Genomic DNA, 26,775 nt, shown 5'->3' with positions numbered 1-26,775 from the left:
GAATGAAGGCCTCGTATCCTAGCATCGGCACGCGAGCCAAGACCATCGAAGCCGGACTGCCCAACGCTCGCGCCATTTACCCCGGGAATCCCATGGAAGACGCCGACCTGAAATTGCTGACCGCCAAGTTGGAACAGCTGATTCAGCACATCGAGCAACTCAAGGCGCAGAATCGCTTGCTGCTTCACAGCGAGCAGACATGGCGCGAAGAGCGCGCTCATCTGATCGAGAAGAACGAAATGGCGCGGGTGAAGGTCGAAGCGATGATTTCGCGCCTGAAAGCCCTGGAGCAGGACTCATGACCCAGCCGAACACCGTTACCGTGCACATCATGGACAAGGAATATTGCATTTCCTGCCCGCCCGAAGAACGCAGCAATCTCGAAGGCGCCGCCCACTACCTGGACCGCAAGATGCGTGAAATCCGTAGCAGCGGCAAAGTCATAGGCGCCGACCGCGTCGCCGTAATGGCTGCGCTCAACATCACACACGAGCTGCTACACAAACACGATCGCCTCGATGCGGAAGCCAATAGTGCGCGTGAGCATGTGCGTGTTTTGCTGGAGCGGGTCGACAGCGCATTGGCCGCCGATCCAAACCCTTCCGGTAACCGATGAACGGCAGGCAGATTGAGTTATAATCCCGGCAACTCCCTGGCATGTTCGCCAGTCGGCGATGACCCTCTCCCGATAAGCAACACCATGGAGGCTACATGTAGTGCCGGTGTGCATGTCCGCCTGACGGAAAGCCTTAAGGTACTCTGTAGTCGCCACCTTGAACTCTCGGGTTCAAGGGCCTACGCGGGCAGCGGCATGCTGGGGAGCCTTATTTCATGATCGTAGCCGCCGGCCTTTCACGCCCGGCGCTGCGACGCCAACTGCGGCAAGCGCGCCGTAAGCTTTCTCCCATCCAACAACGCCAGGCTGCGAAGAATCTCTATCGGCAGCTGGCCCAGCACCCACTGTTTCGTCGCGCCCGCCACATCGCGCTTTATTTGCCCAACGACGGCGAAATCGATCCTCGTGCGCTTTTGCTGGAAGCGCAGCGCCGCGGCAAAGCGACTTATCTACCCGTACTGAACGCCTGGCCGCGCACCCGCATGGCCTTCCAGCGCATCAAGCCGAACGAGCATCTGAAGCCGAACCGTTTCGGCATTGCCGAGCCGGGTTTTCGGCCCGCACGGCAGCGACCGATCTGGACGCTCGATCTGGTTCTGATGCCATTGGTGGGATTCGACGAGCACGGCGGTCGCCTGGGGATGGGGGGCGGTTTTTACGATCGCAGCCTGGCGTATCGCAGCAGGCGCAAAAATGGTCACAAACCGACACTATTGGGGCTCGCCCATGATTGCCAGAAAGTCGACCGACTTCCTCTTGCTCGCTGGGATGTGCCGCTGCAAGCGACAGTGACGGACCAGGGCTGGTATGCGAAGTGAAACGGAAGGCATTGAAACTGGGGCAACGGCCGCATCCATGCGGCCCATCGAATCAGCGCTGGAGTTGTTGCGAGTGGCTGATCGGCACCATCGAAGAACTGTCATCCGGTCGTTCCCATAATCCCTGGGTATAGCCCGTAGTTACGACGCCGAGACCGAAAATCAGCACCAGGACCCAAAGAATATCTGGTTTGCGTTTCATAGTATTTCGCCTCCCCCTGCCAGGCGAATAGTTGCCGTCGAGTCAGTATCGTTTTCGTTTTCCAGACTCGACAATGCCCATCTCAAGCGCGGCATTCTCCGCCAAGCCCCGGCGCAGCGCAAACAGCCCTGCGACCGGTTGTCGGGGAATGGCGTCAAGAACCCTTCCGAACGAAATTGACATGAGCAAAGACCATGCCGTACTGGCTGATGAAGTCCGAACCCGATGAGTTTTCAATTCAGGATCTGCAGCAACTAGGGACGGGGCGCTGGGATGGCGTTCGCAACTACCAGGCCCGCAACTTCCTGCGCCAGATGGCCGAAGGTGACTGTTTCTTCTTCTATCACTCGAGTTGCGCAACGCCAGGCATCGCTGGAATCGGCAGCATCACGCGCGCGGCCTACCCAGACCCGACCGCGCTCGACGCGCAAAGCCCTTACTTCGACGCCAAGGCCAACGAGGCGAAGAACCCCTGGAACGCAGTCGATGTCGGCTTCGTCGAATGCTTCGCCGCCACGCTTACGCTGCCTCGGCTGAAGGCGGTACCGGCGCTCGCGCAAATGCCGCTGGTGCAGAAGGGCAGTCGGCTCTCGGTGATGCCCGTCAGCGAGAGCGAGTGGCAAACCATCCTGGCGATGCGCTGAGCCAGACGGCCCGTTGCGGCGGCTATTGAACGATCAGGTTGTTGAACAGCAGATCGTCCACCAGCGGCTTGCCTTCTTCCTGCGTGAGGACCGCCTGCACCTGCTTGAGCGCTTCCTGCCGAAGGGCCTCCTTGGCCTCGACCGTCGAGAGGCTGGCATCGGTCTGCTGCGAAAACAGCGTCACCAACTGGTTGCGGATCAATGGCTCGTGATGCTTGACCTTGGCTTCCGCCTCAGCGCCGCTGACGCGCAACGCAATATCGGCCTTGTAATACTTCAGCCTGCCATCAGAGCCGTAGTTACCCACCAACGCAGGCACCAGCGCGTAATAAATGGTTTTCACCGCCGCCGCATCGGCGTCGGCTTCGGATGTTTCCGCAAGCGCCGGCAGCGCCATGCAAAGAGCGAGAACTACAGAAAGAATGCGCGTCACGGGGGTTACTCCAAGGGATACGCCGCCAGCATAACCAGTGCCCGGCACAGACCCAAGCCTGGCCTTATGTATCGCCATCAGGGCGGACCATGCTCATTGCACCACGCGTGCAGACTTCTAGACTGATCCCACATCTAAACGGCCACGCTCATCCAAACGACAAAAGGAAACCTGATGAAAGCTGTCCTGTGCAAAGAGTTCGGCCCGGCCGAAAACCTCGTCATCGAAGAAGCCGCCAGCCCGCAGATCAAAAAAGGCGAGGTACTGCTCGACGTGCATGCCGCCGGCGTCAACTTCCCGGACACGCTGATGATCGAAGGCAAATATCAGTTCAAGCCGCCGTTTCCGTTTTCACCGGGTGGCGAGGCTGCGGGTGTCGTCGCCGCCGTCGGCGAGAAGGTCACCCATCTGAAGGTCGGTGACCGCGTCATGGGCCTGACAGGCTGGGGCAGCTTTGCCGAGCAGGTTGCCGTGCCGGGTAACAACGTATTGCCGATTCCTCCAGAGATGAATTTCGAGACGGCGGCAGCCTTCAGCATGACCTACGGCACCTCGATGCACGCACTGACTCAGCGCGCCAACCTGCAACCCGGAGAGACGCTTCTGGTGCTGGGCGCATCGGGCGGCGTCGGATTGGCGGCTGTGGAGATCGGCAAGGCGATGGGGGCGAAGGTCATCGCCGCCGCTTCCACTGCCGAGAAACTCGAAATCGCAAAAAAGGCAGGCGCCGACGAGCTGATCAATTACACCGAGACCAGCCTCAAGGATCGTCTGAAAGAACTCACCGGCGGCCAGGGCGTGGACGTGATCTACGACCCGGTAGGCGGCAAGCTGTTCGAAGAGGCTTTCCGCAGCATTGCCTGGAACGGCCGCATGCTGGTGGTCGGTTTTGCCGCAGGAGATATCCCCTCGCTGCCAGCGAATCTACCGCTGCTCAAGGGTGCTTCGCTGATAGGCGTGTTCTGGGGCAGCTTCGCGCAGCGCCAGCCGCATGACAACGCGGCCAACTTCCGTCAACTGTTCGCCTGGCATGCCGAAGGCAAGCTCAAGCCTCTGGTCTCGCAGACTTTCGCGCTGGAGCAAACCGCTGACGCGATCAATACCCTGGCCCAGCGCCGAGCTGTTGGCAAACTGGTCGTGAAGGTGCGTTAACGCGAATTGGAAACAAGCGTAGGGTGGATGTCGTGTACATCCACCCGGGCTGCTGCAGAGTGAAGCGAGGGAGCTATCAGTGGGCAGTAACCGGAGCGTCACCGCCCTGTTGCATGCGAGCCATTTCCTGAGCGTAGAGCGCGTCGAAGTTCACCGGTGCCAACATCAGCGCCGGGAACGAGCCACGCGTCACCAGGCTGTCCATTGCTTCGCGGGCATAGGGGAACAGGATGTTCGGGCAGAAGGCGCCCAAGGTGTGGCTCATGGCCTGGGCTTCGAGGCCCTTGATCAGGAAGATGCCGGCCTGCTGAACCTCGGCGATGAAGGCCACCTCCTCACCGGTCTTGACGGTCACTGACAGCGTCAGCACAACCTCATGGAAGTCGTTTTCGAGCGACTTCTGCTTGGTGTTCAGATCCAGCGCAACGCTCGGATTCCACTCCTGACGGAAGATCTCCGGGCTTTTGGGCGCCTCGAAGGAGAGGTCACGGACATAGATCCGCTGCAGGGAAAACTGCGCGCCCTGCTCTTCCTGACCAGCAGCCGCGCCGTTGTTTGCTTGTTCAGTCATGTGAAACCTTCTTGTTGTGCATGTCGTGTGGTAATCGCCCTGTCAGCACCGACGCTCGTCGGCCGTCCGACAGGCCTGAAATCGGATCATGCCTGCAGCATCGCATCCAGCCGCCCTGCCCGCTCCAGCGCGTGCAGTTCATCGCAGCCGCCGACATGCGCATCGCCTATCCATATCTGCGGTACAGAGGTACGTCCGGCCTTGCTTGCCATTTCCGAGCGCAATGCGGGTTTGCCGTCGACGGCAATTTCCTCGTAACTGACGCCCTTGCGATCGAGCAGACCCTTGGCTCGAATGCAGAACGGGCACCAGGCGGTGGTATAGATGACGACTTTAGGCATAGTTACTTGACCACTGGCAGATTCTCGCCGCGCCAGCTGGAAATCCCTCCGGACAGCTTGGCGGCATTGAAGCCTGCCTTCTGCAGCTCACGGCAGGCCGTTCCGGCGTGCTGACCCATGGCATCGACGACGACGATCGTCTTGGCCTTGTGCTTTTCCAGCTCGCCTACTCGGCTGACCAGCTTCTCGTAGGGAATGTTCAATGAATCGACGATGTGGCCGGCATCGAACTCCTTCTTAGCGCGCACGTCCAACACCACGCCTTCGTCGCGGTTGACCAGAGCGGTCAGCTCGCGATTGCTCAGACTTTTGCCGCCTTTACGCGCTTCGGTGACAGCTAAGAGAACCAGCAGCACCAGAAAGATGCTGACTAGAACATAGTGGTTAGAGACAAATTCAATCAGGTTAGCGACCATCAAAAGGGTACCCGGAGGATAAAATGCGGGCCAGTATACACAGCCCCTCTCCCAGGCTGAACCCTGCTGCAAGCCGCTGAAAAATGTCGCAATCGGTGGCTAGACCGGGCGAAACGACCGTTGAATGACAGCTCCCGGCTGGCCCGAAGGGCTGGCTTTAGCGAGTAGAGAGTCAAACGCGCAGTGTCGCCATGAGCGTTCGGAGCTCACTCGACGCTGCGTAGCCGAGCGCAGTGATCCTTTAACGGCCTGCCAATCGTGACCATAAACCGGCCAATCAGTAGACTGGCCACCATTTTTGCGCCCTCGTACAAGGAGCCAAGTAGATGCCCGCCGCGCCCAAACCTCTCGTATTGATGATTCTCGACGGCTTCGGACATAGCGACAGCCCGGAATTCAACGCTATCCACGCTGCTAACAAGCCCGTCTATGACCGCTTGCGCGCGACGCAGCCGCACGGATTGATCTCTGGCAGCGGCATGGACGTCGGTCTGCCGGACGGCCAGATGGGCAACTCCGAGGTAGGCCACATGAATCTGGGCGCGGGCCGCGTGGTGTATCAGGATTTCACCCGCGTCACCAAATCCATCCGCGATGGCGATTTCTTCGAAAACCCGAACATCTGCGCAGCGGTCGACAAGGCCGTGGCCGCCAACAAGGCGGTGCATATCCTCGGCCTGCTCTCCGACGGCGGCGTCCATAGCCATCAGGATCATCTGGTCGCCATGGCCGAGCTGGCGGCCAAGCGCGGCGCCGAGAATATCTACCTGCACGCGTTCCTCGACGGTCGCGACACCCCGCCAAAAAGCGCACAGCACTCGATCGAACTGTTACAGGGCACCTTCACCCGCCTGGGCAAAGGCCGCATCGCCAGCCTGATTGGCCGCTATTTCGCGATGGATCGGGACAACCGCTGGGATCGCGTCGAGCAGGCCTACAACCTGATCGTCGAGGGCGCCGCCGCTTATCGCTCCAATTACGCGGTGGACGGCCTGATCGCCGCCTACGAGCGCGGCGAAAGCGACGAGTTCGTCAAAGCCACCGGCATCGGCGAGCCGGTACGCGTGGAAGACGGCGATGCCGTGGTGTTCATGAACTTCCGTGCCGACCGTGCCCGCGAACTGACCCGCTGCTTCGTCGAGCCCGGCTTCGACGAGTTCCAGCGTGCCCGAGCCCCGCAGCTGGCCGGTTTCGTCATGCTCACCCAGTACGCCGCAAGCATTCCCGCACCGGCTGCCTTCGCGCCGGAAGCGCTGACCAATGTGCTGGGTGAATACCTGGCGAACAACGGCAAGACCCAGCTGCGCATCGCCGAGACCGAGAAATACGCGCACGTCACCTTCTTCTTCTCCGGCGGCCGCGAAGAGCCCTTTTCCGGCGAAGAACGTATTCTCATTCCATCGCCACAGGTCGCCACCTATGACCTGCAACCGGAAATGAGCGCACCTGAGGTGACCGATCGCATCGTTGATGCCATCGAGAACCAGCGCCACGACGTGATCATCGTCAACTACGCCAACGGCGACATGGTCGGCCATACCGGCGTGTTCGATGCCGCGGTGAAGGCTGTCGAATGTTTGGACAAGTGCATCGGACGCATCGTCGAAGCACTGGACAAGGTGGGCGGCGAGGCGCTGATCACGGCCGATCACGGCAACGTCGAGCAGATGGAAGACGCCATGACCGGCCAGGCTCACACCGCCCACACCTGCGAACCGGTACCGTTCATTTATTACGGCAAGCGCAACCTGACGATCCGCGAAGGCGGCGTGCTCGCCGATGTGGCCCCGACCATGCTGACGCTGCTCGGCCTGCCAGTGCCAGCGGAGATGACCGGGCGCTCGATCGTCGAACTGAAAGACTGAAGGGCTGGAAGCTGGAAGCCAAGCTCTTGCTTCCAGCTTAGGCTTCAAGCTTCCGGCTGCTTTTTTAGGCATACTACGGCGGTCGTCGATCGCTCGGTTACACCCTCTCATGCCTCGTATTCTTCTCGCATTCGCGTTTTTTTGCCTGCTCGGCTCGGCCATGGCGGACGAGCGCGCCGACGCTCGCAAACAGATCGAAGCGGCCCGCGAGGACGTAGCCGAACTGCAAAAGCTGCTCAAGCAGATCGAGCAGGAGAAATCCACTGTCCAGAAGCAGCTGCAAACCACCGAAAGCGAGATGGGCCAGCTGGAAAAGGAGGTCGACTCGCTGCAACAGGAAATCGACCGCAGCGAAGCGGAGCTGGAACGGCTCAACGAAGAGAAGGCCACGCTCGAAGGCGCTCGCATCGAGCAGCAGCGCCTGATTGGCATTCAGGCGCGCGCTGCATATCAGAGCGGTCGTCAGGAATACCTGAAGCTGCTGCTCAACCAACAGAACCCGGAAAAATTCAGCCGCACCCTGACGTATTACGACTACCTCAGCAAAGCTCGTTTCGAGCAGGTCGCCAATTTCAACGAAACACTCAGCCAGCTGGCCAACGTCGAAGCCGGCATCGAGGCGCAGCAGGCGACCCTCGCCGAGCAGCAGGACGGGCTAAAGGAACGACGCGCCCAACTCGCCGAAGTGAGCAAAGAGCGTCAGCTGGCGCTGGCCAAACTCGACCGCGACTATTCCAGCCGTGATAAAAAGCTCAAGGCCCGTAAACAGGAGCAGGCGCAGCTCGAACGCGTACTCAAGACCATCGAGGAAACCCTGGCGCGCCAGGCGCGTGAAGCCGAACAGGCGCGTCAGCGCGCCCTTGCGCTGGCTCGCGAGGAACAATCACGACGCCAGCAGGCCGGGAGCGCCGCTCCGGCAGCAACCGGCCCCACCGTTTCAAGTGCCGGCGGCAATTTTGGCGGACCCTTCGCCAGCGCCAAGGGCAAGCTGCCCTGGCCGGTGGATGGAAGATTGGTCGCTCGCTACGGCACTCCACGCGGCGGCGACGCTCGAACCAAGTGGGACGGCGTGCTGATCGGTGCAGGCCTGGGTAGCCAAGTGCGCGCCGTGCATGGCGGCCGAGTGGTATTTGCCGATTGGCTGCGCGGCGCGGGCCTACTGGTGATTCTGGATCACGGCAACGGCTATCTGACCCTGTACGGTCACAATCAGAGCCTGCTGCGCGACGCCGGAGAAATCGTCAAGGCCGGCGATCCGATCGCCACCGTAGGAACCAGTGGCGGGCAGGAATCTGCCGCACTGTATTTCGCCATTCGTCAACAGGGTCGCCCAAGCGATCCGGCACAATGGTGCCGCGCGCAAGGATAAGCCGGCTAGCGCGCCCTCACACTGGAGTCAGACATGCTGCACCTGCGCCGTTTCGCCCAACCATCCGCCCTGTCCCTGGCCCTCCTGCTGGCGACTTACGGAAGCGCCTGGGCCCAGCAACCGCCCGCGGAGCTGGCGGAACCCATTTCACTGGGAAGCTCGACCAGCAAGGCGCCGCTGCCACTGGACGAGTTGCGAACCTTCGCCGAGGTGCTGGACCGGATCAAGGCCGCCTATGTCGAGCCTGTCGACGACAAGACCCTGTTGGAAAACGCCATCAAAGGCATGCTCAGCAACCTCGATCCGCATTCGGCCTATCTGGAACCCGAAGCTTTTGCCGAGCTGCAGGAAAGCACCAGCGGCGAGTTCGGTGGTCTCGGGATCGAGGTCGGGATGGAGGACGGTTTCATCAAGGTGGTATCGCCAATCGATGACACCCCGGCATCCAAGGCCGGTATCGAGGCGGGCGATCTGATCGTCAAGATCGATAACAAGCCAACCAAGGGCATGTCGATGATGGACGCCGTTGGCATGATGCGCGGCAAGCCGGGCAGCGATATTTCGCTGTCGCTGGTACGCGAGGGCGGCCAACCCTTCACGGTCAAACTCACCCGCGCGGTGATCAAGGTCACCAGTGTGAAGAGCCAGATGCTCGAGCCCGGCTACGGTTATCTGCGCGTCACCCAGTTCCAGATCAATACCGGCGAGGAAGTTGGCAAGGCTCTGGCGCGCCTGCGCAAGGAAAACGGCAAGAAGCTCAACGGCTTGGTGCTCGATCTGCGCAACAACCCGGGCGGCGTGCTGCAGGCCGCGGTGGAAGTATCCGATCACTTCCTCACCGATGGCCTGATCGTCTACACCAAAGGCCGCATCGCCAATTCCGAGCTGCGTTTCAGTGCCGATCCGGCCGATGCCAGTGAAGGCGTTTCGCTGGTGGTGCTGATCAACGGCGGCAGCGCCTCGGCCTCGGAGATCGTCGCCGGCGCCCTGCAGGACCAGAAGCGTGGCGTCGTAATGGGTACCGACAGCTTTGGCAAAGGATCGGTGCAGACCGTCCTACCGCTGAACAACGACCGCGCGCTGAAGCTCACCACGGCGCTTTATTACACCCCCAACGGCCGCTCCATCCAGGCCCAGGGCATCGAGCCAGATATCCAGGTGGCCCGCGCCAAGTTTACCCGTGAGCAAGCGGTCGAAGGCGTACGCGAGGCGGATCTGGCCGGACATCTGGGCAACGGTAACGGCGGCCCGGAACGCCCCACCAGCACCCAGGTCGTCAGCGACTCACCACGCCCGCAGGACGAAGACTTCCAGCTCGGCCAGGCACTGAATCTGCTCAAGGGGTTGAACCTCACCCGCGGCCAGTAGGATGTCCCGACTTGCCGTCCTGCTGCTAGGACTCTTAACACCGCTGCTGGTAATCGGCGCTCCGGGCGCGGAGGCAACAGGCGACTCGGAGCGCCTGACTACCCTTTCGCGAATGCCGAAGTTAGCGCTGGTAATGGATGACCTCGGTCAGAACGATGCTCGTGACGGTCGTGTTCTGGCACTGCCCGGCCCGGTGGCCATGGCGATCCTGCCGGACAGCCGCCACGCCACGCCGCTGGCCGAACGGGCCAACGCGGCAGGCAAGACGGTCATACTGCATCTGCCCATGGCTCCGGCCGATGGGCCTTACGCCTGGCAGCCGCAGCTGGGGCCGACGGAGCTGACAAACCGACTGGACAGCGCACTGGCAAAGGTTCCCCATGCCAGCGGTGTAAACAACCACATGGGCAGCCTGATGACCGCTCGAGCGCAGCCGATGGCGGCCTTGATGCACGAGCTGCAGCAGCGCCATCTGTTTTTTCTCGACAGCCGCACCCATGCCGGAACGGTTGCAGCCGCCGCCGCTCAACGGATCGGATTGGCCAGCCTGTCGCGGGATATTTTTCTCGACGACGACCCCAGCCCTCACGCCGTTGCGGCGCAGTTCCGCACAGCCCTGAAGCTTGCGCGCAAGCAGGGTTCAGTGGTGATCATCGGCCACCCCCACCCCAGCACGCTGGCGCTTCTGGAGCGGGAATTGCCACGTCTGCAGGCTCAGGGGATCGATTGGGTGGACATCGGACAGATGATCGCTACCCGTGGCAACCGCGCGATGGTTGCCCATGGCTCAGGCGGCATCTATCGCTCAGTCCAGGATCAGAGATAACGACGCATGATGGCGTCAATGGAACCGTCGCCCCGCATCTCGTCCAAGGCCTTTTGCAGCCGCGCCACGACATCGTCCGGCGTCTGCTTGTTCAGCGCGAGAAACAGCTGCGCATCGTTGAACCGCAACGCAGTCACCAGCCCGTTTACCCCTTCCTGTTTGGCCAGATAAGGGCCGACCGGATCGGTGGTCGCCCACAGATCGATATGTCCTTTGAGCAGTTTTCCGATGTTTGCCTGGTCACGCAGCGAGTTGATCGGCTCGAACCCATTGCTCTCAAGATGCTGGCTGACCGCGTCATCCTGATAGGCGCCAATCCGATACTGCCGGGCCTGGTCGAGCGAACTCAGGCGTAACGGACTGCCGGGCGGAGCGAGAAGCACCCAGCCGGTGCTGGCGAGCGGTCCGACCCACTTGAATAACGGCTCGCGCTCCGGCGTATAGGTGGTGGAGAACAACCCTTGGTCCGGCTTTTCCAGTACTTGGTTATAGATGCGCTCCCAGGGGAAGCGCAACGTCAGGCTGTAATCGATATCGGCACGCTTGAACATTTCGCGCACGATGTCGGCGTTGATGCCGCTGACGTTGCGATCCGCTGCGTAGTTCTTGCCGTCGGCCGCCATATTGAACGGCGGGAAATTCTCCGTCAGCATCACCACCCTGTAGTCGTCCGGCAGCGCTGCTTTGGCCGAGGCGGCCACGAGCAACAGCAGGCCGGCCACTAGAATTCGTTTCATCGATCCTCCCCCTACGTCTGCTAATACCAGGCGGCGCACCGACACCTACTAACAGATGTCATGCGTGCCACCTTTTATGTGTAGCAACGAAAGAACCGGACGCACGGAGACTGTCACCGAACTGGGACGAACCGCACAAGTTGAGATATCATTTGGCCATCATTCGCATCCGCGGTGCCAACCTGCACGAGGTTTGCTTAATAAGGAGTGAAGGAGATGTTCAGTCGCGGGGAAACGGCGTGGCGCTCACCTCTGGAGCGCCCCACCGGTCTGCGATGCATGCACGCAGCTAGCGAGGCGCCGATCAGAAATACCGGCCAGTGATGGTATTGATCGTGCCGTCGGCGCGCATTTGATCCAGAGCGGCCTGTAGCTTCTCGACCGTCTCATCGGAAACCTGCCGGTTTAGCGCCAGGAAAAGCTCAGCGCTGTCGAAGCGCAGCACCCGCTTGAGACCGGACACGCCCTGCTGCTTCGCCAGGAAGCGCCCCGCTGGATCGCCCGTCGCCCACAGGTCGATCGCGCCGCTTTGCAGCTTCTCGACGTTGATCTGGTCGCGTAGCGCCAAGGTCGGCTGCAGCCCCTGTGCAACGAGATGCTCGGCAATGGCATCGCCCTTGTAAGCGCCGATCCGGTACTGCCGGGCCTGCTCGAGGCTGTCGACCTCGATGGTGCTGTCGCCGCGCGCCAGCAGCACCCAGTCATCCGGCCCGATAGGACCTACCCATTTGAACAGCTCCTCGCGCTCGGGCAACCGAGCTGTCACGAACACCCCATAGCCAGGCGTTTCCAGAGCCATCTTGTAGATCCGCTCCCAAGGGAAGCGCAAGGTCAGGGTGTAATCGATGCCGGCGCGCTGGAACATCTCGCGGATGATGTCGGCAGCGATGCCCCTGATGTTCTCGTCACGGGCGAAATTCTTGCCGTCGACGGCCATGTTGTAAGGCGGGAAATTTTCGGTGAGCAGATCGATCTGCTCCGGTGCGGCCTGGGCGGTGGTGCCCAAGATCAAACAGGTCGCTAAAGCAAGAAGCGTGGATTTGAACATGGCATTAATTCCTTTATTCCCGCACGGATGGCCCGTTGCGTTCCTTTAAGTGTTGTTTGCTCGATCGAATCGGTAGCAGACTCAACGCATCACAATGCCGCAACTGGCCATATAGGCTTTTGCTTCCGGCACGGTGTATTCGCCGAAGTGAAAAATGCTGGCCGCTAATACCGCGTCGGCCTTGCCCTCGATGATGCCGTCGGCCAGATGCTGCAGATTGCCTACACCACCGGAGGCGATCACCGGGATACTCAGCGCCTCGCTGATGGCGCGGGTGACACCGAGGTCGTAGCCGTTCTTGACGCCATCCTGATCCATGCTGGTCAGCAGGATTTCACCGGCACCCAGCGCCTCCATCTTCTGCGCCCAGAGCACCGCGTCCAGCCCCGTGGGCTTGCGTCCACCATGGGTGAAGATTTCCCAGCGCGGCGTTTCGCCCGGCTTGGACACTTTCTTCGCATCGATGGCGACCACGATGCACTGCGAGCCGAAGCGATCAGCGCCCTCGCCAACGAATTCGGGCGTGAAGACGGCGGCGGTGTTGATCGAGACCTTGTCGGCCCCGGCGTTGAGCAGGTTGCGGATGTCTTGCACGGTGCGCACGCCACCACCAACGGTCAGCGGAATGAACACCTGGCTGGCCATGCGTTCGACGGTGTGCAGCGTGGTGTCGCGGTTATCGACGCTGGCGGTGATGTCGAGGAACGTGATCTCGTCAGCGCCCTGCTCGTCATAGCGGCGGGCGATCTCCACCGGATCGCCGGCATCGCGGATGTTCTCGAACTGGACGCCCTTGACCACTCGACCATTGTCCACGTCGAGGCAGGGGATGATGCGTTTTGCCAAAGCCATAGCGGAGTTCCCGTAGGGTGGGTGCAAAGAGTGCGTCGATTACGGTGGGCTACGCCCACGCTACGTTTATTCGTCCTTGAACTTCAGATCACAAAGCGCCTGCGCCTCGGCCACGTCGAGGGTGCCCTCGTAGATCGCGCGGCCAGTGATGGCGCCGATGATGCCGGGGGTATTGGTGTCGAGCAGCTTCTGGATGTCGCCGATGTTGTGGATGCCGCCGGAGGCGATCACTGGAATCTTGCTGGCATTAGCCAATGCCACCGTCGCTTCGACGTTGCAGCCCTGCATCATGCCGTCCTTGGCGATGTCGGTGTAGACGATCGCCGAGACGCCATCGGCCTCGAAGCGGCGCGCCAGATCCACAGCCTGCACGCTGGATACTTCGGCCCAGCCATCGGTGGCGACGAAGCCGTCTTTGGCATCCAGGCCGACGATGACCTTGCCCGGAAAGGCGCGGCAGGCCTCTCCGACGAATTCCGGCTGCTTGACCGCCTTGGTACCGATGATCACGTAGCTGACGCCGGCGCGCACGTAATGCTCGATGGTTTCCAGCGAGCGGATGCCACCGCCGATCTGGATCGGCAGGTTCGGGTAGCGCTTGGCGATGGCCGTGACCACCTCGCCATTGACCGGCTGGCCCTCGAAAGCACCGTTGAGATCGACCAGATGCAGACGGCGGCAACCGGCCTCGACCCACTTGGCAGCCATCGCCACCGGGTCGTCGGAGAACACTGTGGCGTCGTCCATCAGGCCCTGACGCAGACGCACGCAGGCGCCGTCTTTCAGATCGATTGCGGGGATAATCAGCATGGCTCGAACCTGTTCAAATCGGGAATCGGTTAAAGGTCAGCTCTTTTCGAGCGCCCACAAGTCGCTTTCGATGCTTTCGAACCTGTCTTTCAGGTGTGTCTGCACATCGAAAATCGCCTTGTTGTAGTAGAGCGGAGCAATTTCACGCGCAAACAGATCAAGCACTTCCTGCGCCTCGAAGGAGCCAAGCTCCAGCTCGAAACGATCTTCGAGAAAACGCTTGATGGTCTGCTGCGCAGCCTGCTCCTGAGCGGGGTCCAGCGTCAGCACCGGTGCCTTCGTCTTGGCCCGGCTCATTACCAGCGGCCATCCCAGGCGGCGAAATTCTGCAGCAACTGCAGGCCATGGGTGTGGCTCTTCTCGGGATGGAACTGCACGGCGAAGCGCGAGCCATCGGCCAGCGCCGCGGCAAAGTCCTTGCCGTAGTGACCGCGACCGACGACGTGGCGCGGGTTACTGGCCTCGATGTAGTAGCTGTGCACGAAATAGAAGCGGCCTTGGTCCGGAATGTTGTGCCAGAGAGGGTGATCGACCGCCTGCTTGACCTCGTTCCAGCCCATATGCGGCACTTTAAGGCGCCCGCCGTCTTCCTGCAGATCCTTGCCGAAGAAGCGCACCTGGCCCGGGAACAGCCCGATGCAATCGACTCCCCCATTCTCCTCGCTACGCTCCATCAGCGCCTGCATGCCGACACAGATGCCAAGAAAGGGACGGTCGACGCTGACTTCGCGCACCAGCTCGTCGAAACCCAGACGGCGGATCTCGGCCATGCAATCACGGATCGCGCCGACGCCGGGAAATACCACGCGGTCGGCTTCCCGGATGACCTGCGCATCGCTGGTCACCAGCACCTTGCCGGCGCCGACGTGCTCCAGCGCCTTAGCGACCGAATGCAGGTTGCCCATGCCGTAATCGATGACAGCTACGGTCTGCATTACAGGCAACCCTTGGTCGACGGCATCTGGCCAGCCATGCGCTCATCCAGCGTCAGCGCCATACGCAGCGCGCGGCCGAAGGCCTTGAACACGGTTTCGATCTGGTGATGAGTATTGGTGCCGCGCAGGGTGTCGATGTGCAAGGTGACCAGCGCGTGGTTGACGAAGCCTTGGAAGAACTCCTGGAACAGGTCGACGTCGAAACCGCCCACGGTGGCGCGGGTATAGGGCACGTTCATGGTCAGGCCCGGGCGACCGGAAAAATCGATCACCACGCGCGACAGCGCTTCGTCCAGCGGCACGTAGGAATGCCCGTAACGGGTCATGCCCTTCTTGTCGCCAACTGCCTTGGCAAACGCCTGGCCGAGGGTGATGCCGACATCTTCTACGGTGTGGTGGTCGTCGATATGCAGATCGCCCTGGCACTCGATGTCCAGGTCGATCAGGCCATGGCGGGCGATCTGATCGAGCATGTGCTCGAGAAAGGGCACGCCAATGGCGAAGCGGCTCTTGCCGGTGCCGTCCAGATTGATGGTGGCCTTGACCTGTGTTTCCAGGGTGTTGCGCTCTACGCATGCCGTACGTTCGGACATCGACAGCTCCGCTGATCGTGGGGCTAAAAAGGTCCGCATTATAGGCTCAAACCAACCTACGGGGATACGCGAGCGGCGGCTCGGCGGCCGCCAACGGGTCTGCGCCTCTGTCTTGCGTTCAGGGGAGCGACCACGCGCGCCCGGCAAACCGCCCGCAACCGCTCAACGAAGCAGCCCATCGCCAGAACCGCGAGCCGTCGTGCGCTGAAAAGCCGGCACGGTTATGCTTGCCGGCATCCATTCAGCGCGTCAGGTCAGCATGCCCGTATTCGTCGAAACCCTCACCGAGCCCAGCCCGCAGGATCGCATCGATCTTGCGAAGATCTTTGCCGACGCCCCGGACTGGCTGTTGGCGCCCTACGCGGATGCCACGGCTCTGATCGAGGCAGGGCTGGCCGATCGCAGCCTGATCGCCGGTCGTTTCAACGATCGCCTGCTCGGAGCCGCCCTGCTGCAGCGCGGCACGTCGCATTGGCGCTTGTCGCATCTCTGTGTGCGCAAGATCACCCGCCGCCGCGGCGTCGGCAAACGGATACTCGAGGAAAGCCTGCGTCTGGCCCTGGAAGCCGGAACGGACCTGCGCCTGGCCGCACCGAGAGAGCATCTGGAAGCTCAGGCGTTGGCCGCCAGGACGCATCTGCCGCTGGATCCCATCTAGCTCCGCCCCATAACAGGAACCCAGGCGCAGACAGCCACTCCAACGCCATCTGCGGCGAAAGCCGACGTTCGTGGCGCTATACTCGCTGCTTTTGAAATACCAAAACAAAGGACCTGTCATGAAAGCGCTCGGCAAGATCCTGGGCCTGGTAATCCTCGGGTTGCTGCTGCTCCTCGTCGCACTGGGCTTCGCCCTGACTCATCTGTTCGACCCCAACGATTACAAGGATGAAATCCGCGCGCTTGCCCGTGACAAGGCCGGCCTGGAACTGAACATTGCCGGCGATATCGGCTGGAGCCTGTTCCCGTGGCTCGGCCTGGAACTGCACGAAACCACCCTGGCCAGCGTGCGCACGCCAGAGCAGCCGTTCGCCGATCTGCGCATGCTCGGCCTCTCGGTCCGGGTGCTGCCGCTGTTCAGCCGCGAAGTGGAGATGAGTGACATCGCCCTCAATGGCCTCAACCTGACCCTGGCTCGCGACGAAAACGGCAGCAGCAACTGGGAAGGCGTAGGCCAGCCAGCCGGCGGCGAAGCGCAACCCGGCGAACCCGCCCCAGCGGAACAGGCCGAGACAGCGAATGAAGAGCCGCAAGCCGGAAAACCAAGGCGTCCGCTGCAGCTGGATATCGATAGCCTGACCATCAGCGATGCCCGGGTGAGCTACCACGACGCTCAAAGCGGCCAGCAATTCAGCGCCGAAGGTATCGAGCTCAGCACGGGCGCCATCCGCGAAGCCACCCCGATCCCGGTCAAGCTCAACGCCTTCTTCGGCAGCAACCAGCCGGTGATGCGGGCGCGTACCGAACTGCAGGGTGACCTGCGCTTCGATAACGAACTGCAGCGTTATCAGTTCGAGAACCTGCGCCTGAGCGGCGAAGCCTCGGGCGAACCTCTGGAAGGCAAGACGCTGTCTTTCAGCGCACAGGGTCAATTGCTCGTCGACCGGGCGGCGGATATCGCCGAGTGGACCAGCCTCAAGTTCACCGCCAACCAATTGCGCGGCCTTGGCGAATTGAAGGTGCGCGATCTGCAGGAGCAGCCGAAGCTCGCCGGTACGCTGTCCATCGCCGAGTTCAATCTGCGCGAATTCCTCGACGGCATCGGCCAACAACTCCCGCCCATGGCCGACAACACGGCTTTGGGCAAGGCCGAACTGGTCACCCGCCTGACCGGGACGCCGACCAGCCTGACCCTCGAAGAACTCGACCTGAAACTGGACGGCAGCACCTTTACCGGGCAGATCGGCATCAGTGATTTCGCCAAACAGGCGCTGCGCGTCGACCTCAAGGGCGACCAGCTGAATCTGGACCGCTATCTGCCACCGCCAAGCCAGGAAGATGCATCCGGCGCCGCCCGCAAGAGCGAGGTAGAGGCCACCGAGGCCGCCGTGATCGGCAGCGGCACCACACCGTTGCCGGACAAGCCCACCCAGCAAGCCTGGAGCGAAGCCTCGGTCCTGCCGATTGCCACGCTGCGCCGTCTGGATGCCCGAATCAATCTGAATATCGGCAGCCTCACCGCAATGAAACTGCCACTCGACAGCTTCGCGCTCCGGGCACGCAGCGCAGGCGGCTTGCTGACCCTGGAAGACATGCGCGGCGGTTATTACAACGGTCGCGTGGAAGCCTCGGCCAGCCTCGATGTACGCCCACAAATACCGTTGATAACCGCTCAGACCCGCTTCGCTCGCGTCCCGGTCGAGCGCCTGCTCGAAAGCCAAGGCGAAAAAGTGGTAGTCAAGGGCCTGCTCAATCTGGACAGCGACATTCGCAGTCAGGGCAACAGCCAGAAGGCCTGGATCGACAACCTCAACGGCAAGATCGGCTTCATCATCGATAATGGCATCCTGGTCGACGCCAATCTCGAACAGCAACTCTGTCGCGCCATCTCCACGTTGAATCGCAAGCCTCTGACCAGCGACCCGCGCAGCAAGGACACGCCGTTCCGCCAACTCAAGGGCAACCTGACCCTGCGCAACGGCGTGGCCAGTAACCCGGACCTGAAGGCCAGCATTCCCGGCCTGACGGTAAACGGCAACGGCGATGTCGACCTGCGCGTTCTGGGCATGGACTATCGCGTCGGCATCATCATAGAGGGTGACAAGGGCGCCATGCCCGATCCGGCCTGCGCGGTCAACGAACGTTACGTCGGTATCGAATGGCCGCTTCGTTGCCGCGGGCCGCTGGAGCTTGGCGCCAAGGCCTGCCGCTTCGACAAGGACGGCCTCGGCAAGATCGCCGCCCGCCTCGCTGGAGAAAAACTCAACGAGACCATCGAAGAGAGGCTCGGTGACAAGGTCAGCCCTGAGTTGAAAGACGCACTGAAAGGCCTGTTCAACCGATGAACCCGCACGTGTTGAGTGACGAACACTTCGGCGCGGCCGTGCTCGACTGGTACGACCGCCACGGCCGCAAGGATCTGCCCTGGCAACAGAGCATCACGCCGTACCGGGTCTGGGTGTCGGAGATCATGCTGCAACAGACCCAGGTCAGCACCGTGCTCGGCTATTTCGATCGATTCATGGACGCGCTGCCGACGGTGCAGGCCCTGGCCAGTGCAGCGGAAGACGAAGTGCTGCACCTGTGGACCGGGCTCGGCTACTACAGCCGCGCACGCAACCTGCACAAGACCGCCAAGCTGATCGTCGCCGAGCATGGCGGCGAGTTTCCAAAGTCGGTTGATCAGCTCGCCGAACTTCCCGGTATCGGGCGATCGACCGCCGGCGCCATCGCCAGCCTGAGCATGGGGCTGCGAGCGCCGATACTCGACGGTAACGTCAAGCGCGTACTGGCCCGCTACGTCGCGCAGGATGGCTATCCGGGCGAGCCGAAAGTGGCCAGAAAACTCTGGGACGTGGCCGAGCGCCTGACGCCGCACGCCCGCGTCAACCATTACACCCAGGCGATGATGGATCTGGGCGCGACGCTCTGCACGCGCAGCAAACCCAGTTGCCTGCTTTGCCCGCTGAAACCTGGCTGCCGCGCCCATCTGCTCGGCCGCGAAACAGATTTTCCGGCGCCCAAGCCGCGCAAGGCGCTGCCACAAAAGCGCACCTTGATGCCGTTACTGGCCAACCATGAAGGGGCCATCCTGCTCTATCGCCGCCCGTCGACCGGCCTTTGGGGCGGGCTGTGGAGTTTGCCGGAACTGGAAGACCTGGCCGCGCTCGGTCCGCTCGCCGAACGTCATGCACTGCAGTTGCAACAGCACCAAGAACTGCCCGGCCTGACCCACACCTTCAGCCATTTTCAGCTTGCCATCGAACCTTGGCTGATCAGAGTCAAGCCCGAGGCCAACGCCGTGGCCGAGGCGGACTGGCTCTGGTATAACCTCGCGACCCCGCCGCGACTGGGGCTCGCCGCCCCGGTGAAGACGCTGCTCAAGCGCGCCGCCGCAGAATTGAACGCAGGAGAGATGTCATGACCCGCACCGTGAACTGCCGCAAGTACAAAGAAGAACTTCCAGGTCTCGACCGCCCGCCGTACCCAGGCCCGAAGGGCGAAGACATCTACAACAACGTGTCGAAGAAGGCCTGGGACGATTGGCAGAAGCACCAGACCATGCTGATCAACGAGCGTCGGCTGAACATGATGAACACCGAAGATCGTAAGTTCCTGCAGGCCGAAATGGACAAGTTCTTTTCCGGCGAGGATTACGCCCAGGCCGAAGGCTACGTACCGCCGAGTCAGTGATCACCTTAGCGGGAAGCGCGCTCCGTTGGCCTGCTGCCCGCAGTCTTCGATCGCAATCGGAACTTGCTTCAAAATTCAGTCACAACGCTAAACGCCCGTTCTGACTAAATATTTTCTCAGTCGCGCTTGACAGGCAAAAGCCAAATCCGTCTAATAGCGCCCCGTTGCCCAGGTAGCTCAGTCGGTAGAGCAGGGGATTGAAAATCCCCGTGTCGGCGGTTCGATTCCGTCCCTGGGCACCATGACTTGTAAACCCCTGATTCCGCGAGGTCTCAGGGGTTTTGTCGTTTTGGAGTGGCTTTCCGCCCCGACTGAGTACACGTGCGGGTTCACGACGGCGTTTATGGCGCCACGAAGCGCCATTACATCTACCACCGGACCCCAAAGGACGTAAGACAATGCTTCCCTGAGCCGGGCGAGCTTGCTGCCGGTGGGCACTCATATTCAGATGGATCGCTGATTGACCCGCTTGGAGAGCTGTTCGGCCGATTCCTTTCGCTCCGAATACCGATCGACAAGATCCGGTCGGTCCCGCAGCAGGATGGTGAATTTCATCAGCTCCTCCATCACATCCACGACTCGATCGTAGTAGGGCGATGCCTTCATCCGGTCCTGGCCGTCGAATTCCAGATAAGCCTTGGCGACGGACGACTGGTTGGGGATGGTGAACATCCGCATCCACCGCCCCAGAACACGGAGCTGGTTGACCGCATTGAACGATTGCGAGCCGCCGCAGACCTGCATGACCGCCAGGGTCTTGCCCTGCGTAGGGCGTACCGCTCCCATCGCCAGCGGAACCCAATCGATCTGCGCCTTGAAGACCGCTGACATCGCGCCGTGTCGCTCCGGCGAACACCAGACCTGCCCTTCCGACCACAGCATGAGCTGCAACAGCTCCTGCACCTTGGGATGGTCTACCGGTGCGTCGTCGGGTAGCGGCAGCCCGGACGGATTGAAGATGCGCGTCTCGGCGCCGAAACGCTCCAGCAGCCGGGCGGCTTCCTCGACCAGCAAACGACTGAAGGAACGGGGACGGGTCGATCCGTAAAGGAGAAGAATGCGCGGCTTGTGTGTTCCGGTGTCGTCGTTGCGCACCAGAACATCGTCGAGATTAGGGAGGTCATGGGTCATGGCGCTTCTCCAGGCTGCAGATTGCCGATGCGGTCGAGTTCTTGCTTCAGCTCGTCCCGGCCCAACTGCTCGAAGGGCAGCGCCAGGAATGCGCGGCATCGGGCCTCGATACGCGCCAGGGTGGCATGAAAGGCTGCGCTGATTTCCGCTTCATCGCCCTTTACGTCGGACGGATCTTCCAGACCCCAATGGGCTTTCAGGGCCGGACCGAAGTAGACCGGGCAAGGCTCGCCTGCGGCCTTGTCGCAAACGGTGACGACGATGTCCGGAGGGCTGTCCTCGAACGCGTCGTTGCCCTTGCTGCTCAGCCCCTCGGTCGAGAGACCGGCCTCGCGGAGTGTTACCAATGTGCGTGGCAGAACCTGCCCCCTGGGGATACTCCCGGCGCTCACCGCCTCGAACCCGCTCGGTGCGAGGTGGTTGAACATGGCCTCGGACAGGATGCTTCGGCAGCTATTGGCCGTACACATGAACAGAACTTTCACGACTTCTCCTCCGCGCTGCGGCGGTTTCAGATGCTCAGCCTGATGGCCAAGGCGGACAGGGTGATAAACAGCACCGGCAGGGTCAGAACGACACCGACCTTGAAGTAATAACCCCAGGTCACGCGGATGCCTTTGCGACTCAGAACATGCAGCCACAGGAGCGTCGCCAGGCTGCCAATGGGGGTGATTTTCGGCCCCAGATCGCAGCCTATGACATTGGCGTAGATCATCGCCTCACGCACCACGCCGCTCGTATCCGTCGCCTGGATCGACAGGGCGCCGACCAGCACGGTGGGCATGTTGTTCATGACCGAAGACAGGCCCGCCGTCAGGAATCCGGTGCCCAGCGCAGCACCCCAGACGCCGTAGCCGGCGAGATGATTCAGCGCGGCCGTCAGGTAGTCGGTAAGGCCTTCGTTCTTCAGTCCGTAGACGACGAGGTACATGCCCAGCGAGAAAATGACCACCTGCCAAGGAGCCTCTCGCAGCACCCGTCGGGTCGAAATCACGTGTCCACGGGCAGCGACGACAAACAGTACGGCCGCGCAGGCCGCCGCAACGGCACTGATGGGTATGCCCAGCGGCTCGAGCGCGAACAGACCGACCAAAAGCGCGACGAGCACGCACCAACCGACCCGGAAAGCAGCCCGGTCACGAATGGCCATGTCGGGAGCCTTCAGCAGCGCCAGGTCGTAGGTCACCGGAACATCACGCCGAAAGAACAACCAGAGGACGGCCAGCGTCGCCGCCACGCTGACTGCATTGATGGGAACCATGACGGCCGCGTACTCGCTGAAGCCCAGATTGAAATAATCAGCCGTCACGATGTTCACCAGATTGGAGACGACCAGCGGCAAACTGGCGGTATCGGCGATGAAGCCGGCCGCCATGACGAAGGCCAGCGTGGACGCCGCCGAAAAGCGCAAGGCGACCAACATCGAGACCACGATGGGCGTCAGGATGAGCGCCGCGCCATCGTTCGCGAATACGGCCGAGACGGCGGCGCCGAGAAGGACCGTAAAGGCAAACAAGCGGCTCCCCTGCCCCTTGGCCCAGCGCGCGACATGGAGCGCGGCCCACTCGAAGAATCCGGCTTCATCGAGAAGCAGGCAGATGACGATGATCGCGATGAAAGTTGCCGTGGCGTTCCAGACGATGCCCCACACGGTGGGGATGTCAGCCAGCGTGACGACGCCGGCCAGCAGCGCGGCGAGCGCACCCAGGGACGCGCTCCAGCCGACCCCGAGCCCACGGGGCTGCCAGATGACCAGAACGATGGTGACGATGAAGATGGCGGCTGCGATAAGCATGACGACTGGCGCTCCCGGCTCAGCAACAAGAAGCGACACGAACTGGGCGATCGCCCATTTGGTCGAGACGAGCTTGATCCTGCTGCAGCCACTCGGTGTTGGCTTGCAGGGTCGTCTGGAGAATTTTGTGGACCCAGGACGGCAGGTCCGGATTGAGACTGTAATAAACCCACTGCCCTTTGCGCCGATCCACCAGCAGGCCGCAAGCGCGAAGCTGTGCGAGATGCCGGGATACTTTGGGCTGGCTGTCATTTAGGGCGCAGACCAGCTCGCAAACGCAAAGCTCACCCTCTTGAATAACAAGCAAAGCGGCCCGCACGCGGGTTTCATCGGACAGACATTTGAACAGCGCAGGAGGCGTCACGGAAGAATCACCTGAATATATGGATGTTCGAATATATGAGTTTCCATATGTTCGCGCAAGCGCGCGTGGCTCTGCGCCTGTCCGACGCCGCTTCCCTATTTCACATGCACCCGCCGAAACAACCGAACCGGCATCGAGCCGTTGCACCCCGCGTTGTCGTCGTGAGCCCGGGTGAACTGGCGAACCAGCGGAACTACGGATACTCTCGACTACGCAGGTTGAAACGCTATGGATGGCCGACCAGGCAGGAGCATAAGCAGTGCGGATGTTTCCTTCGATTCTACTGATAGGGTTGTGCACACTCGCCACCCAGACGAGCGCCGAAGAGTGGCGATTCGTCACCGAGGATTTCCCGCCTTTCAGCCGCGCTGCGGGTTCCTCGGCCCAGACCAACGATGAAGTACAAATAGCGGGCGGCCCGCTGGCGGAAATCGTGCAGGTGGTCTGCGCGCGCCTGGACCTGGATTGCCCGATCGTGCTCCATCCATGGCAGCGCGCCCTGCACTTGGCCGAAGACGGGGAAGTCGAAGGTATTTTCACCGTGGTTCGTTCACCCCAGCGCGAGCGCGCGTTTCATATCACCCGCATGCTGGTCACTTCGCGCTACGCCGTATTCGCTCGCAAGGACAGTGGTTTCGTATACAGCCAGCCGGGTGATCTAGCCGGTCGGTTGATCGGCGTCTACGGCCCATCCGGCACGTCTTATGTCCTCTCTCAACACCTCGAACCGGTTGCCGGAGCGCAGGTGCATCTGACTGCCAGTAACCGTCGTCTGCTGCGCATGCTGAAGTCAGGCCGCTTCGGTGAAGGCGGCCTGGCTGTTCTCAACCAGGATGTGGCCTGGCATCTGATCGAAGAGGAGCAGCTCGATGAGCTCCGTGAAGCCGGCGAGCTGACGTCGGTCTCCTACGGCATTGGCCTGTCGCGCAAGCGGATCAGCGAGGCGCAGTTCCAAATCTTCGAGCGAGCCTTGGACGCGCTTATTGCCGACGGCACCGTGTCGGAAATCCTGCGCCGCCATCAACTGGAACCGGCTTACTGAGCCGCCCGACGCGCTCAAACAACCCGGACGGCAACCGCCTCCTGACGATGCCTGAGTAGCCACAGGACGTTATACGTCCGGACAAACTCGGCTCGATCTCGTTTTTTGCGTGAGCAATCCTCCGCCGAACACCGTCTACCCTTCAGTCAGCAGTTTCATTTCGGAGCCACGGCGCGTTTCCGTTCCCCTCGATCAGCCAAGAACAGAAGGACATATGGAAGCAGAGAAGAAACTTCCCAAAGCCGTCATCCTTTTCCCGGTGTTCATCCCAGCCGTTGTCGTAACGCTGCTGCTGGTGATCGGCACGATCAGCAACCCCGAACTGGCAAGTGAGGTATTTAGCTCGACGCTGGCCTTCATCACCCGCTCGTTCGGCTGGTTCTACATGTTGGCGGTGGCCTTCTTTCTGGTCTTCGTCGTCGGCATCGCGCTGACGAAATGGGGCAACATCAAGCTTGGGCCGGATCATGCCGAGCCGCAGTACAGCTTCCCGGCCTGGTTCGCCATGCTGTTCTCCGCCGGCTACGGTATCGCACTGCTGTTCTTCGGCGTCGCCGAGCCGGTGCTGCACTTTTCCACGCCACCGGCCGGCGCACCGGAGACGGTGGACGCCGCTAAGCAGGCGATGCAGATCGCTTTTTTTCACTGGGGCTTTCACATCTGGGCGATCTACGGCCTGACGGGGCTGGTGCTGGCCTATTTCTCGTTCCGCCACGGCCTGCCGCTGTCGATGCGATCGGCGCTGTATCCGATCATCGGCGAACGCATTCATGGCCCCATCGGGCACGTTGTGGATGTATTCGCAATTCTCGGCACGTTGTTCGGCATCGCCACCACCCTCGGCCTGTCGGTCACCCAGATCAATGCCGGTCTGAACTACCTGTGGCCACAAATCCCTGTCAGTACCACGGTGCAGGTCATTGCCATCGTGTTGATCACGGCGCTCGCCACCTGCTCGGTAGTGGCTGGGATGGACAAGGGCATCAAGAATCTCTCGCTGCTGAACATGATCCTGGCGATCACGCTGATGCTGTTCGTGTTTGCCGTGGGTCCGACCATCTTCATTCTGGAAACCTTCCTGCAGAACACTGGCAGCTACCTGAACAACATCATCGAGCGCACCTTCAACCTACAGGCCTACAGCCGTAGCGACTGGATCGGCAACTGGACACTGTTCATCTTCGGCTGGACCATCGCCTGGTCGCCGTTCGTAGGCCTGTTCATCGCCAAGATCAGCCGCGGCCGGACCATCCGCCAGTTCGTCTTCGGCGTGATGTTCGTGCCGACGATCTTTACCTTCCTTTGGTTCTCGATTTTCGGCGACACCGCGCTGCACCTGATCATGGTCGAAGGCTACACCGAGCTGATCGGCCAGGTGCAGAGCGACCACTCTATCGCCTTGTTCCAGCTCTTCGAACGCCTGCCGCTAAGCGCCATCACCTCGTTCATCGCTGTGGTGCTGATTGCCACCTTCTTCGTCACTTCGGCCGACTCTGGCGCGCTGGTGATCGACTCGCTGGCCGCTGGCGGCGTAGGGCAAACGCCGGTCTGGCAAAGGGTGTTCTGGGCGACCACGGCGGGCTTCGTCGCCATCGCGCTACTGATGGCCGGTGGTCTGAGCGCCTTGCAGACCATGGCGATCACCAGCGCGCTGCCGTTCGCCATCATCATGATCATCGCGGCGCTGGGCATGTGGCGCGCCCTGGTAATCGAAGGCCACCACGAAGTCAGCCTGCAAAACCACATGCACGGCAGCCGGCTGGCTAGCAATGCCGGCCCGGGCTTGTGGAAAAAGCGTCTGGCCGGGCTGGTCAACTTCCCCAGCCGCGAGGAAGCGGAAAACTTCATCGCCACCAGCGTGCTCAAGGGTATGCGCCGGGTGCAGCGCGCGCTGGCCGAACAGGACTGGCCCGCCGAGGTACATACCGACGAGCACAATTCGCGGGTCTATCTGGAGGTCATCAAGGAGGATCAGGTCGATTTCATCTATGAGATTCGCCTGGTGGGCTATGCCATGCCGTCCTTCGTGCTCACCGAGGATCCAGACACCGACGAGCAGTACTACCGCGCCGAGGTCTTCTTGCGTCGCGGCGGTCAGTCCTACGACATCTACGGCTACGACCAGCAGGACATCATCAGCGACATCCTCGACCAGTTCGAGAAGTACCTGAACTTCCTGCATATCTCGCCCGGCAGCCTGCCCTGGAAGATGGGCGAACACGACGAGATGCTCAGCAACGAGCCCGACGCGCCGAAACCCACCCCGTGACGCGGCAAAACAGGGGAAGTTCATCTATATAGATACAGGGCGATTCGCCTTGCCATCCGGAAGGCTGCGACCGAACGGTGACCAAACGGTCACCGTTCCGGCGACGGCGCCACGCTTGGCGCATGACCCGGCCCATGCTAGGTTTGCGCCTCGCCAGGAGGGCGAGCAGTCGGCCGGAGCGCAATTTACACAGAAAAGACCAGGCACAGCGCTGGTCCGAGAAGAGGA

General features: G+C 61.5%; 31 protein-coding genes, 1 tRNA gene and 1 other RNA gene. 17 read left to right on the top strand and 16 right to left on the bottom strand.

Features of this window, described 5'->3' with window-relative positions; translation table 11 throughout:
- Positions 1-92 precede the first annotated feature (92 nt).
- The 4 genes from V6943_RS05605 (at position 93) to V6943_RS05590 (ending at position 1,434) form a co-directional block, all read left to right on the top strand.
- A complete protein-coding gene (locus V6943_RS05605) occupies positions 93-302 on the top strand; it encodes a TIGR02449 family protein (protein ID WP_131651321.1) in 210 nt (69 codons plus the stop codon).
- Entirely contained in the window at positions 299-616 is a 318-nt protein-coding gene (locus V6943_RS05600; protein WP_131651320.1) for a cell division protein ZapA, read from the top strand. The genes V6943_RS05605 and V6943_RS05600 overlap by 4 nt, the downstream gene beginning before the upstream one ends.
- A 30-nt stretch (positions 617-646) precedes the next feature.
- Positions 647-825: non-coding RNA, 6S RNA (ssrS, locus tag V6943_RS05595), on the top strand.
- A gap of 6 nt (positions 826-831) precedes the next feature.
- Positions 832-1,434 carry a 5-formyltetrahydrofolate cyclo-ligase gene (locus tag V6943_RS05590; RefSeq protein ID WP_340552838.1) on the top strand — a complete coding sequence of 201 codons (603 nt, stop codon included), beginning with the start codon at positions 832-834 and terminating at the stop codon, positions 1,432-1,434.
- A 52-nt stretch (positions 1,435-1,486) separates the two neighbouring features.
- On the opposite strand, the gene V6943_RS05585 is transcribed toward V6943_RS05590, so the two are convergent.
- Positions 1,487-1,636, bottom strand: coding sequence for a hypothetical protein (locus V6943_RS05585; protein ID WP_165914258.1), 150 nt, complete (start codon positions 1,634-1,636; stop codon positions 1,487-1,489).
- Between the two features lie 194 nt (positions 1,637-1,830).
- On the opposite strand from V6943_RS05585, the gene V6943_RS05580 reads away from it, so the two are divergent.
- Complete coding sequence (locus V6943_RS05580) at positions 1,831-2,280, top strand: EVE domain-containing protein (protein WP_131651318.1); 450 nt, start codon at positions 1,831-1,833, stop codon at positions 2,278-2,280.
- Positions 2,281-2,302: 22 nt separating this feature from the next.
- On the opposite strand, the gene V6943_RS05575 is transcribed toward V6943_RS05580, so the two are convergent.
- A complete protein-coding gene (locus tag V6943_RS05575) occupies positions 2,303-2,677 on the bottom strand; it encodes a flagellar basal body-associated protein FliL (RefSeq protein WP_256681259.1) in 375 nt (124 codons plus the stop codon).
- 210 nt (positions 2,678-2,887) lie between these two features.
- Between V6943_RS05575 and V6943_RS05570 the strand changes: the two genes are divergently transcribed.
- Positions 2,888-3,865 (top strand): NADPH:quinone oxidoreductase family protein, encoded by a 978-nt coding sequence (locus tag V6943_RS05570; RefSeq protein WP_181103098.1) that lies wholly within the window; start codon positions 2,888-2,890, stop codon positions 3,863-3,865.
- A gap of 76 nt (positions 3,866-3,941) precedes the next feature.
- On the opposite strand, the gene secB is transcribed toward V6943_RS05570, so the two are convergent.
- From secB to V6943_RS05555, 3 genes are all read right to left on the bottom strand, one after another.
- Positions 3,942-4,436, bottom strand: a complete 495-nt coding sequence (secB, locus tag V6943_RS05565) for a protein-export chaperone SecB (RefSeq protein WP_181103100.1) — start codon at positions 4,434-4,436, stop codon at positions 3,942-3,944.
- Positions 4,437-4,522: 86 nt separating this feature from the next.
- On the bottom strand, positions 4,523-4,777 hold the full coding sequence (gene grxC, locus V6943_RS05560) for a glutaredoxin 3 (RefSeq protein ID WP_131651314.1): 255 nt from the start codon (positions 4,775-4,777) through the stop codon (positions 4,523-4,525).
- Positions 4,778-4,779: 2 nt separating this feature from the next.
- Positions 4,780-5,193 (bottom strand): rhodanese-like domain-containing protein, encoded by a 414-nt coding sequence (locus tag V6943_RS05555; protein WP_181103102.1) that lies wholly within the window; start codon positions 5,191-5,193, stop codon positions 4,780-4,782.
- Positions 5,194-5,519: 326 nt separating this feature from the next.
- Between V6943_RS05555 and gpmI the strand changes: the two genes are divergently transcribed.
- The 4 genes from gpmI to V6943_RS05535 all read left to right on the top strand — a co-directional run bounded on the left by gpmI (position 5,520) and on the right by V6943_RS05535 (position 10,621).
- Complete coding sequence (gene gpmI / locus V6943_RS05550) at positions 5,520-7,058, top strand: 2,3-bisphosphoglycerate-independent phosphoglycerate mutase (RefSeq protein WP_340552837.1); 1,539 nt, start codon at positions 5,520-5,522, stop codon at positions 7,056-7,058.
- A gap of 109 nt (positions 7,059-7,167) precedes the next feature.
- Entirely contained in the window at positions 7,168-8,427 is a 1,260-nt protein-coding gene (locus V6943_RS05545; RefSeq protein ID WP_340552836.1) for a murein hydrolase activator EnvC family protein, read from the top strand.
- Positions 8,428-8,460: 33 nt separating this feature from the next.
- Complete coding sequence (locus V6943_RS05540) at positions 8,461-9,795, top strand: S41 family peptidase (protein ID WP_131651310.1); 1,335 nt, start codon at positions 8,461-8,463, stop codon at positions 9,793-9,795.
- A 1-nt stretch (position 9,796) separates the two neighbouring features.
- Entirely contained in the window at positions 9,797-10,621 is an 825-nt protein-coding gene (locus tag V6943_RS05535; protein ID WP_340552835.1) for a divergent polysaccharide deacetylase family protein, read from the top strand.
- On the opposite strand, the gene V6943_RS05530 is transcribed toward V6943_RS05535, so the two are convergent.
- The 7 genes from V6943_RS05530 to hisB all read right to left on the bottom strand — a co-directional run bounded on the left by V6943_RS05530 (position 10,612) and on the right by hisB (position 15,596).
- A complete protein-coding gene (locus tag V6943_RS05530; RefSeq protein WP_340552834.1) occupies positions 10,612-11,358 on the bottom strand; it encodes a substrate-binding periplasmic protein in 747 nt (248 codons plus the stop codon). The two genes, V6943_RS05535 and V6943_RS05530, sit on opposite strands and share 10 nt — an antisense overlap.
- Before the next feature lie 304 nt (positions 11,359-11,662).
- A complete protein-coding gene (locus V6943_RS05525; protein WP_197445305.1) occupies positions 11,663-12,406 on the bottom strand; it encodes a substrate-binding periplasmic protein in 744 nt (247 codons plus the stop codon).
- 81 nt (positions 12,407-12,487) lie between these two features.
- Positions 12,488-13,258, bottom strand: a complete 771-nt coding sequence (gene hisF, locus V6943_RS05520) for an imidazole glycerol phosphate synthase subunit HisF (protein ID WP_340552833.1) — start codon at positions 13,256-13,258, stop codon at positions 12,488-12,490.
- A gap of 66 nt (positions 13,259-13,324) precedes the next feature.
- Positions 13,325-14,068 (bottom strand): 1-(5-phosphoribosyl)-5-[(5-phosphoribosylamino)methylideneamino]imidazole-4-carboxamide isomerase, encoded by a 744-nt coding sequence (gene hisA, locus V6943_RS05515; protein WP_131651305.1) that lies wholly within the window; start codon positions 14,066-14,068, stop codon positions 13,325-13,327.
- A 36-nt stretch (positions 14,069-14,104) separates the two neighbouring features.
- Entirely contained in the window at positions 14,105-14,365 is a 261-nt protein-coding gene (locus V6943_RS05510) for a DUF2164 domain-containing protein (RefSeq protein WP_181103118.1), read from the bottom strand.
- Positions 14,365-15,003: an imidazole glycerol phosphate synthase subunit HisH gene (hisH, locus tag V6943_RS05505; protein WP_181103120.1), complete on the bottom strand. Its 639-nt coding sequence runs from the start codon at positions 15,001-15,003 to the stop codon at positions 14,365-14,367. The genes V6943_RS05510 and hisH overlap by 1 nt, the downstream gene beginning before the upstream one ends.
- Positions 15,003-15,596 (bottom strand): imidazoleglycerol-phosphate dehydratase HisB, encoded by a 594-nt coding sequence (gene hisB, locus V6943_RS05500; protein ID WP_256056513.1) that lies wholly within the window; start codon positions 15,594-15,596, stop codon positions 15,003-15,005. The genes hisH and hisB overlap by 1 nt, the downstream gene beginning before the upstream one ends.
- Positions 15,597-15,855: 259 nt before the next feature.
- On the opposite strand from hisB, the gene panM reads away from it, so the two are divergent.
- The 5 genes from panM to V6943_RS05475 all read left to right on the top strand — a co-directional run bounded on the left by panM (position 15,856) and on the right by V6943_RS05475 (position 20,188).
- Positions 15,856-16,254, top strand: coding sequence for an aspartate 1-decarboxylase autocleavage activator PanM (gene panM / locus V6943_RS05495; protein ID WP_197445376.1), 399 nt, complete (start codon positions 15,856-15,858; stop codon positions 16,252-16,254).
- Between the two features lie 118 nt (positions 16,255-16,372).
- Positions 16,373-18,598, top strand: a complete 2,226-nt coding sequence (locus tag V6943_RS05490; protein ID WP_340552832.1) for an AsmA family protein — start codon at positions 16,373-16,375, stop codon at positions 18,596-18,598.
- Between the two features lie 11 nt (positions 18,599-18,609).
- On the top strand, positions 18,610-19,677 hold the full coding sequence (gene mutY / locus V6943_RS05485; protein ID WP_340553037.1) for an A/G-specific adenine glycosylase: 1,068 nt from the start codon (positions 18,610-18,612) through the stop codon (positions 19,675-19,677).
- Positions 19,674-19,946, top strand: coding sequence for an oxidative damage protection protein (locus V6943_RS05480; RefSeq protein WP_131651300.1), 273 nt, complete (start codon positions 19,674-19,676; stop codon positions 19,944-19,946). The genes mutY and V6943_RS05480 overlap by 4 nt, the downstream gene beginning before the upstream one ends.
- 166 nt (positions 19,947-20,112) lie before the next feature.
- A tRNA-Phe gene (locus V6943_RS05475) sits at positions 20,113-20,188 on the top strand.
- Positions 20,189-20,390: 202 nt separating this feature from the next.
- Here the strand turns inward: V6943_RS05475 and arsH are convergent.
- The 4 genes from arsH to V6943_RS05455 are packed head-to-tail and all read right to left on the bottom strand — an operon-like array spanning position 20,391 to position 23,236.
- Entirely contained in the window at positions 20,391-21,077 is a 687-nt protein-coding gene (gene arsH, locus V6943_RS05470; protein WP_340552831.1) for an arsenical resistance protein ArsH, read from the bottom strand.
- Positions 21,074-21,562 carry an arsenate reductase ArsC gene (locus V6943_RS05465; RefSeq protein WP_340552830.1) on the bottom strand — a complete coding sequence of 163 codons (489 nt, stop codon included), beginning with the start codon at positions 21,560-21,562 and terminating at the stop codon, positions 21,074-21,076. Before V6943_RS05465 ends, arsH begins: the two co-directional genes overlap by 4 nt.
- 26 nt (positions 21,563-21,588) lie before the next feature.
- Entirely contained in the window at positions 21,589-22,872 is a 1,284-nt protein-coding gene (locus V6943_RS05460) for an arsenic transporter (RefSeq protein WP_340552829.1), read from the bottom strand.
- Positions 22,873-22,891: 19 nt separating this feature from the next.
- Positions 22,892-23,236 (bottom strand): metalloregulator ArsR/SmtB family transcription factor, encoded by a 345-nt coding sequence (locus V6943_RS05455; RefSeq protein WP_340552828.1) that lies wholly within the window; start codon positions 23,234-23,236, stop codon positions 22,892-22,894.
- A 265-nt stretch (positions 23,237-23,501) separates the two neighbouring features.
- On the opposite strand from V6943_RS05455, the gene V6943_RS05450 reads away from it, so the two are divergent.
- On the top strand, positions 23,502-24,278 hold the full coding sequence (locus V6943_RS05450; protein WP_197445309.1) for a substrate-binding periplasmic protein: 777 nt from the start codon (positions 23,502-23,504) through the stop codon (positions 24,276-24,278).
- A gap of 214 nt (positions 24,279-24,492) precedes the next feature.
- Positions 24,493-26,547, top strand: a complete 2,055-nt coding sequence (locus tag V6943_RS05445; RefSeq protein WP_340552827.1) for a BCCT family transporter — start codon at positions 24,493-24,495, stop codon at positions 26,545-26,547.
- The last annotated feature ends 228 nt before the right edge of the window (positions 26,548-26,775 follow it).

The sequence above is a fragment of the Pseudomonas sp. CBC3 genome (genome assembly GCF_037967085.1).
In the GTDB taxonomy this organism is placed as follows: Bacteria; Pseudomonadota; Gammaproteobacteria; order Pseudomonadales; family Pseudomonadaceae; genus Stutzerimonas.
The sequence above is the reverse complement of the archived record's forward strand: the minus strand, read 5'-3'. Positions and strand labels throughout refer to the sequence as shown.

Coding starts and splice junctions, on each gene's coding strand:
- grxC (WP_131651314.1), bottom strand. CDS start 4,777: ATGCCTAAAGTCGTCATCTATACCACCGCCTGGTGCCCGTTCTGCATT.
- V6943_RS05530 (WP_340552834.1), bottom strand. CDS start 11,358: ATGAAACGAATTCTAGTGGCCGGCCTGCTGTTGCTCGTGGCCGCCTCG.
- V6943_RS05480 (WP_131651300.1), top strand. CDS start 19,674: ATGACCCGCACCGTGAACTGCCGCAAGTACAAAGAAGAACTTCCAGGT.
- V6943_RS05605 (WP_131651321.1), top strand. CDS start 93: ATGGAAGACGCCGACCTGAAATTGCTGACCGCCAAGTTGGAACAGCTG.
- V6943_RS05445 (WP_340552827.1), top strand. CDS start 24,493: ATGGAAGCAGAGAAGAAACTTCCCAAAGCCGTCATCCTTTTCCCGGTG.
- V6943_RS05570 (WP_181103098.1), top strand. CDS start 2,888: ATGAAAGCTGTCCTGTGCAAAGAGTTCGGCCCGGCCGAAAACCTCGTC.
- V6943_RS05460 (WP_340552829.1), bottom strand. CDS start 22,872: ATGCTTATCGCAGCCGCCATCTTCATCGTCACCATCGTTCTGGTCATC.
- V6943_RS05540 (WP_131651310.1), top strand. CDS start 8,461: ATGCTGCACCTGCGCCGTTTCGCCCAACCATCCGCCCTGTCCCTGGCC.
- V6943_RS05555 (WP_181103102.1), bottom strand. CDS start 5,193: ATGGTCGCTAACCTGATTGAATTTGTCTCTAACCACTATGTTCTAGTC.
- V6943_RS05545 (WP_340552836.1), top strand. CDS start 7,168: ATGCCTCGTATTCTTCTCGCATTCGCGTTTTTTTGCCTGCTCGGCTCG.
- V6943_RS05490 (WP_340552832.1), top strand. CDS start 16,373: ATGAAAGCGCTCGGCAAGATCCTGGGCCTGGTAATCCTCGGGTTGCTG.
- V6943_RS05575 (WP_256681259.1), bottom strand. CDS start 2,677: ATGGCGCTGCCGGCGCTTGCGGAAACATCCGAAGCCGACGCCGATGCG.
- V6943_RS05535 (WP_340552835.1), top strand. CDS start 9,797: ATGTCCCGACTTGCCGTCCTGCTGCTAGGACTCTTAACACCGCTGCTG.
- hisH (WP_181103120.1), bottom strand. CDS start 15,003: ATGCAGACCGTAGCTGTCATCGATTACGGCATGGGCAACCTGCATTCG.
- V6943_RS05580 (WP_131651318.1), top strand. CDS start 1,831: ATGCCGTACTGGCTGATGAAGTCCGAACCCGATGAGTTTTCAATTCAG.
- hisF (WP_340552833.1), bottom strand. CDS start 13,258: ATGGCTTTGGCAAAACGCATCATCCCCTGCCTCGACGTGGACAATGGT.
- V6943_RS05590 (WP_340552838.1), top strand. CDS start 832: ATGATCGTAGCCGCCGGCCTTTCACGCCCGGCGCTGCGACGCCAACTG.
- hisB (WP_256056513.1), bottom strand. CDS start 15,596: ATGTCCGAACGTACGGCATGCGTAGAGCGCAACACCCTGGAAACACAG.
- V6943_RS05600 (WP_131651320.1), top strand. CDS start 299: ATGACCCAGCCGAACACCGTTACCGTGCACATCATGGACAAGGAATAT.
- gpmI (WP_340552837.1), top strand. CDS start 5,520: ATGCCCGCCGCGCCCAAACCTCTCGTATTGATGATTCTCGACGGCTTC.
- panM (WP_197445376.1), top strand. CDS start 15,856: ATGCCCGTATTCGTCGAAACCCTCACCGAGCCCAGCCCGCAGGATCGC.
- V6943_RS05510 (WP_181103118.1), bottom strand. CDS start 14,365: ATGAGCCGGGCCAAGACGAAGGCACCGGTGCTGACGCTGGACCCCGCT.
- V6943_RS05585 (WP_165914258.1), bottom strand. CDS start 1,636: ATGAAACGCAAACCAGATATTCTTTGGGTCCTGGTGCTGATTTTCGGT.
- V6943_RS05450 (WP_197445309.1), top strand. CDS start 23,502: ATGTTTCCTTCGATTCTACTGATAGGGTTGTGCACACTCGCCACCCAG.
- hisA (WP_131651305.1), bottom strand. CDS start 14,068: ATGCTGATTATCCCCGCAATCGATCTGAAAGACGGCGCCTGCGTGCGT.
- arsH (WP_340552831.1), bottom strand. CDS start 21,077: ATGACCCATGACCTCCCTAATCTCGACGATGTTCTGGTGCGCAACGAC.
- V6943_RS05525 (WP_197445305.1), bottom strand. CDS start 12,406: ATGTTCAAATCCACGCTTCTTGCTTTAGCGACCTGTTTGATCTTGGGC.
- secB (WP_181103100.1), bottom strand. CDS start 4,436: ATGACTGAACAAGCAAACAACGGCGCGGCTGCTGGTCAGGAAGAGCAG.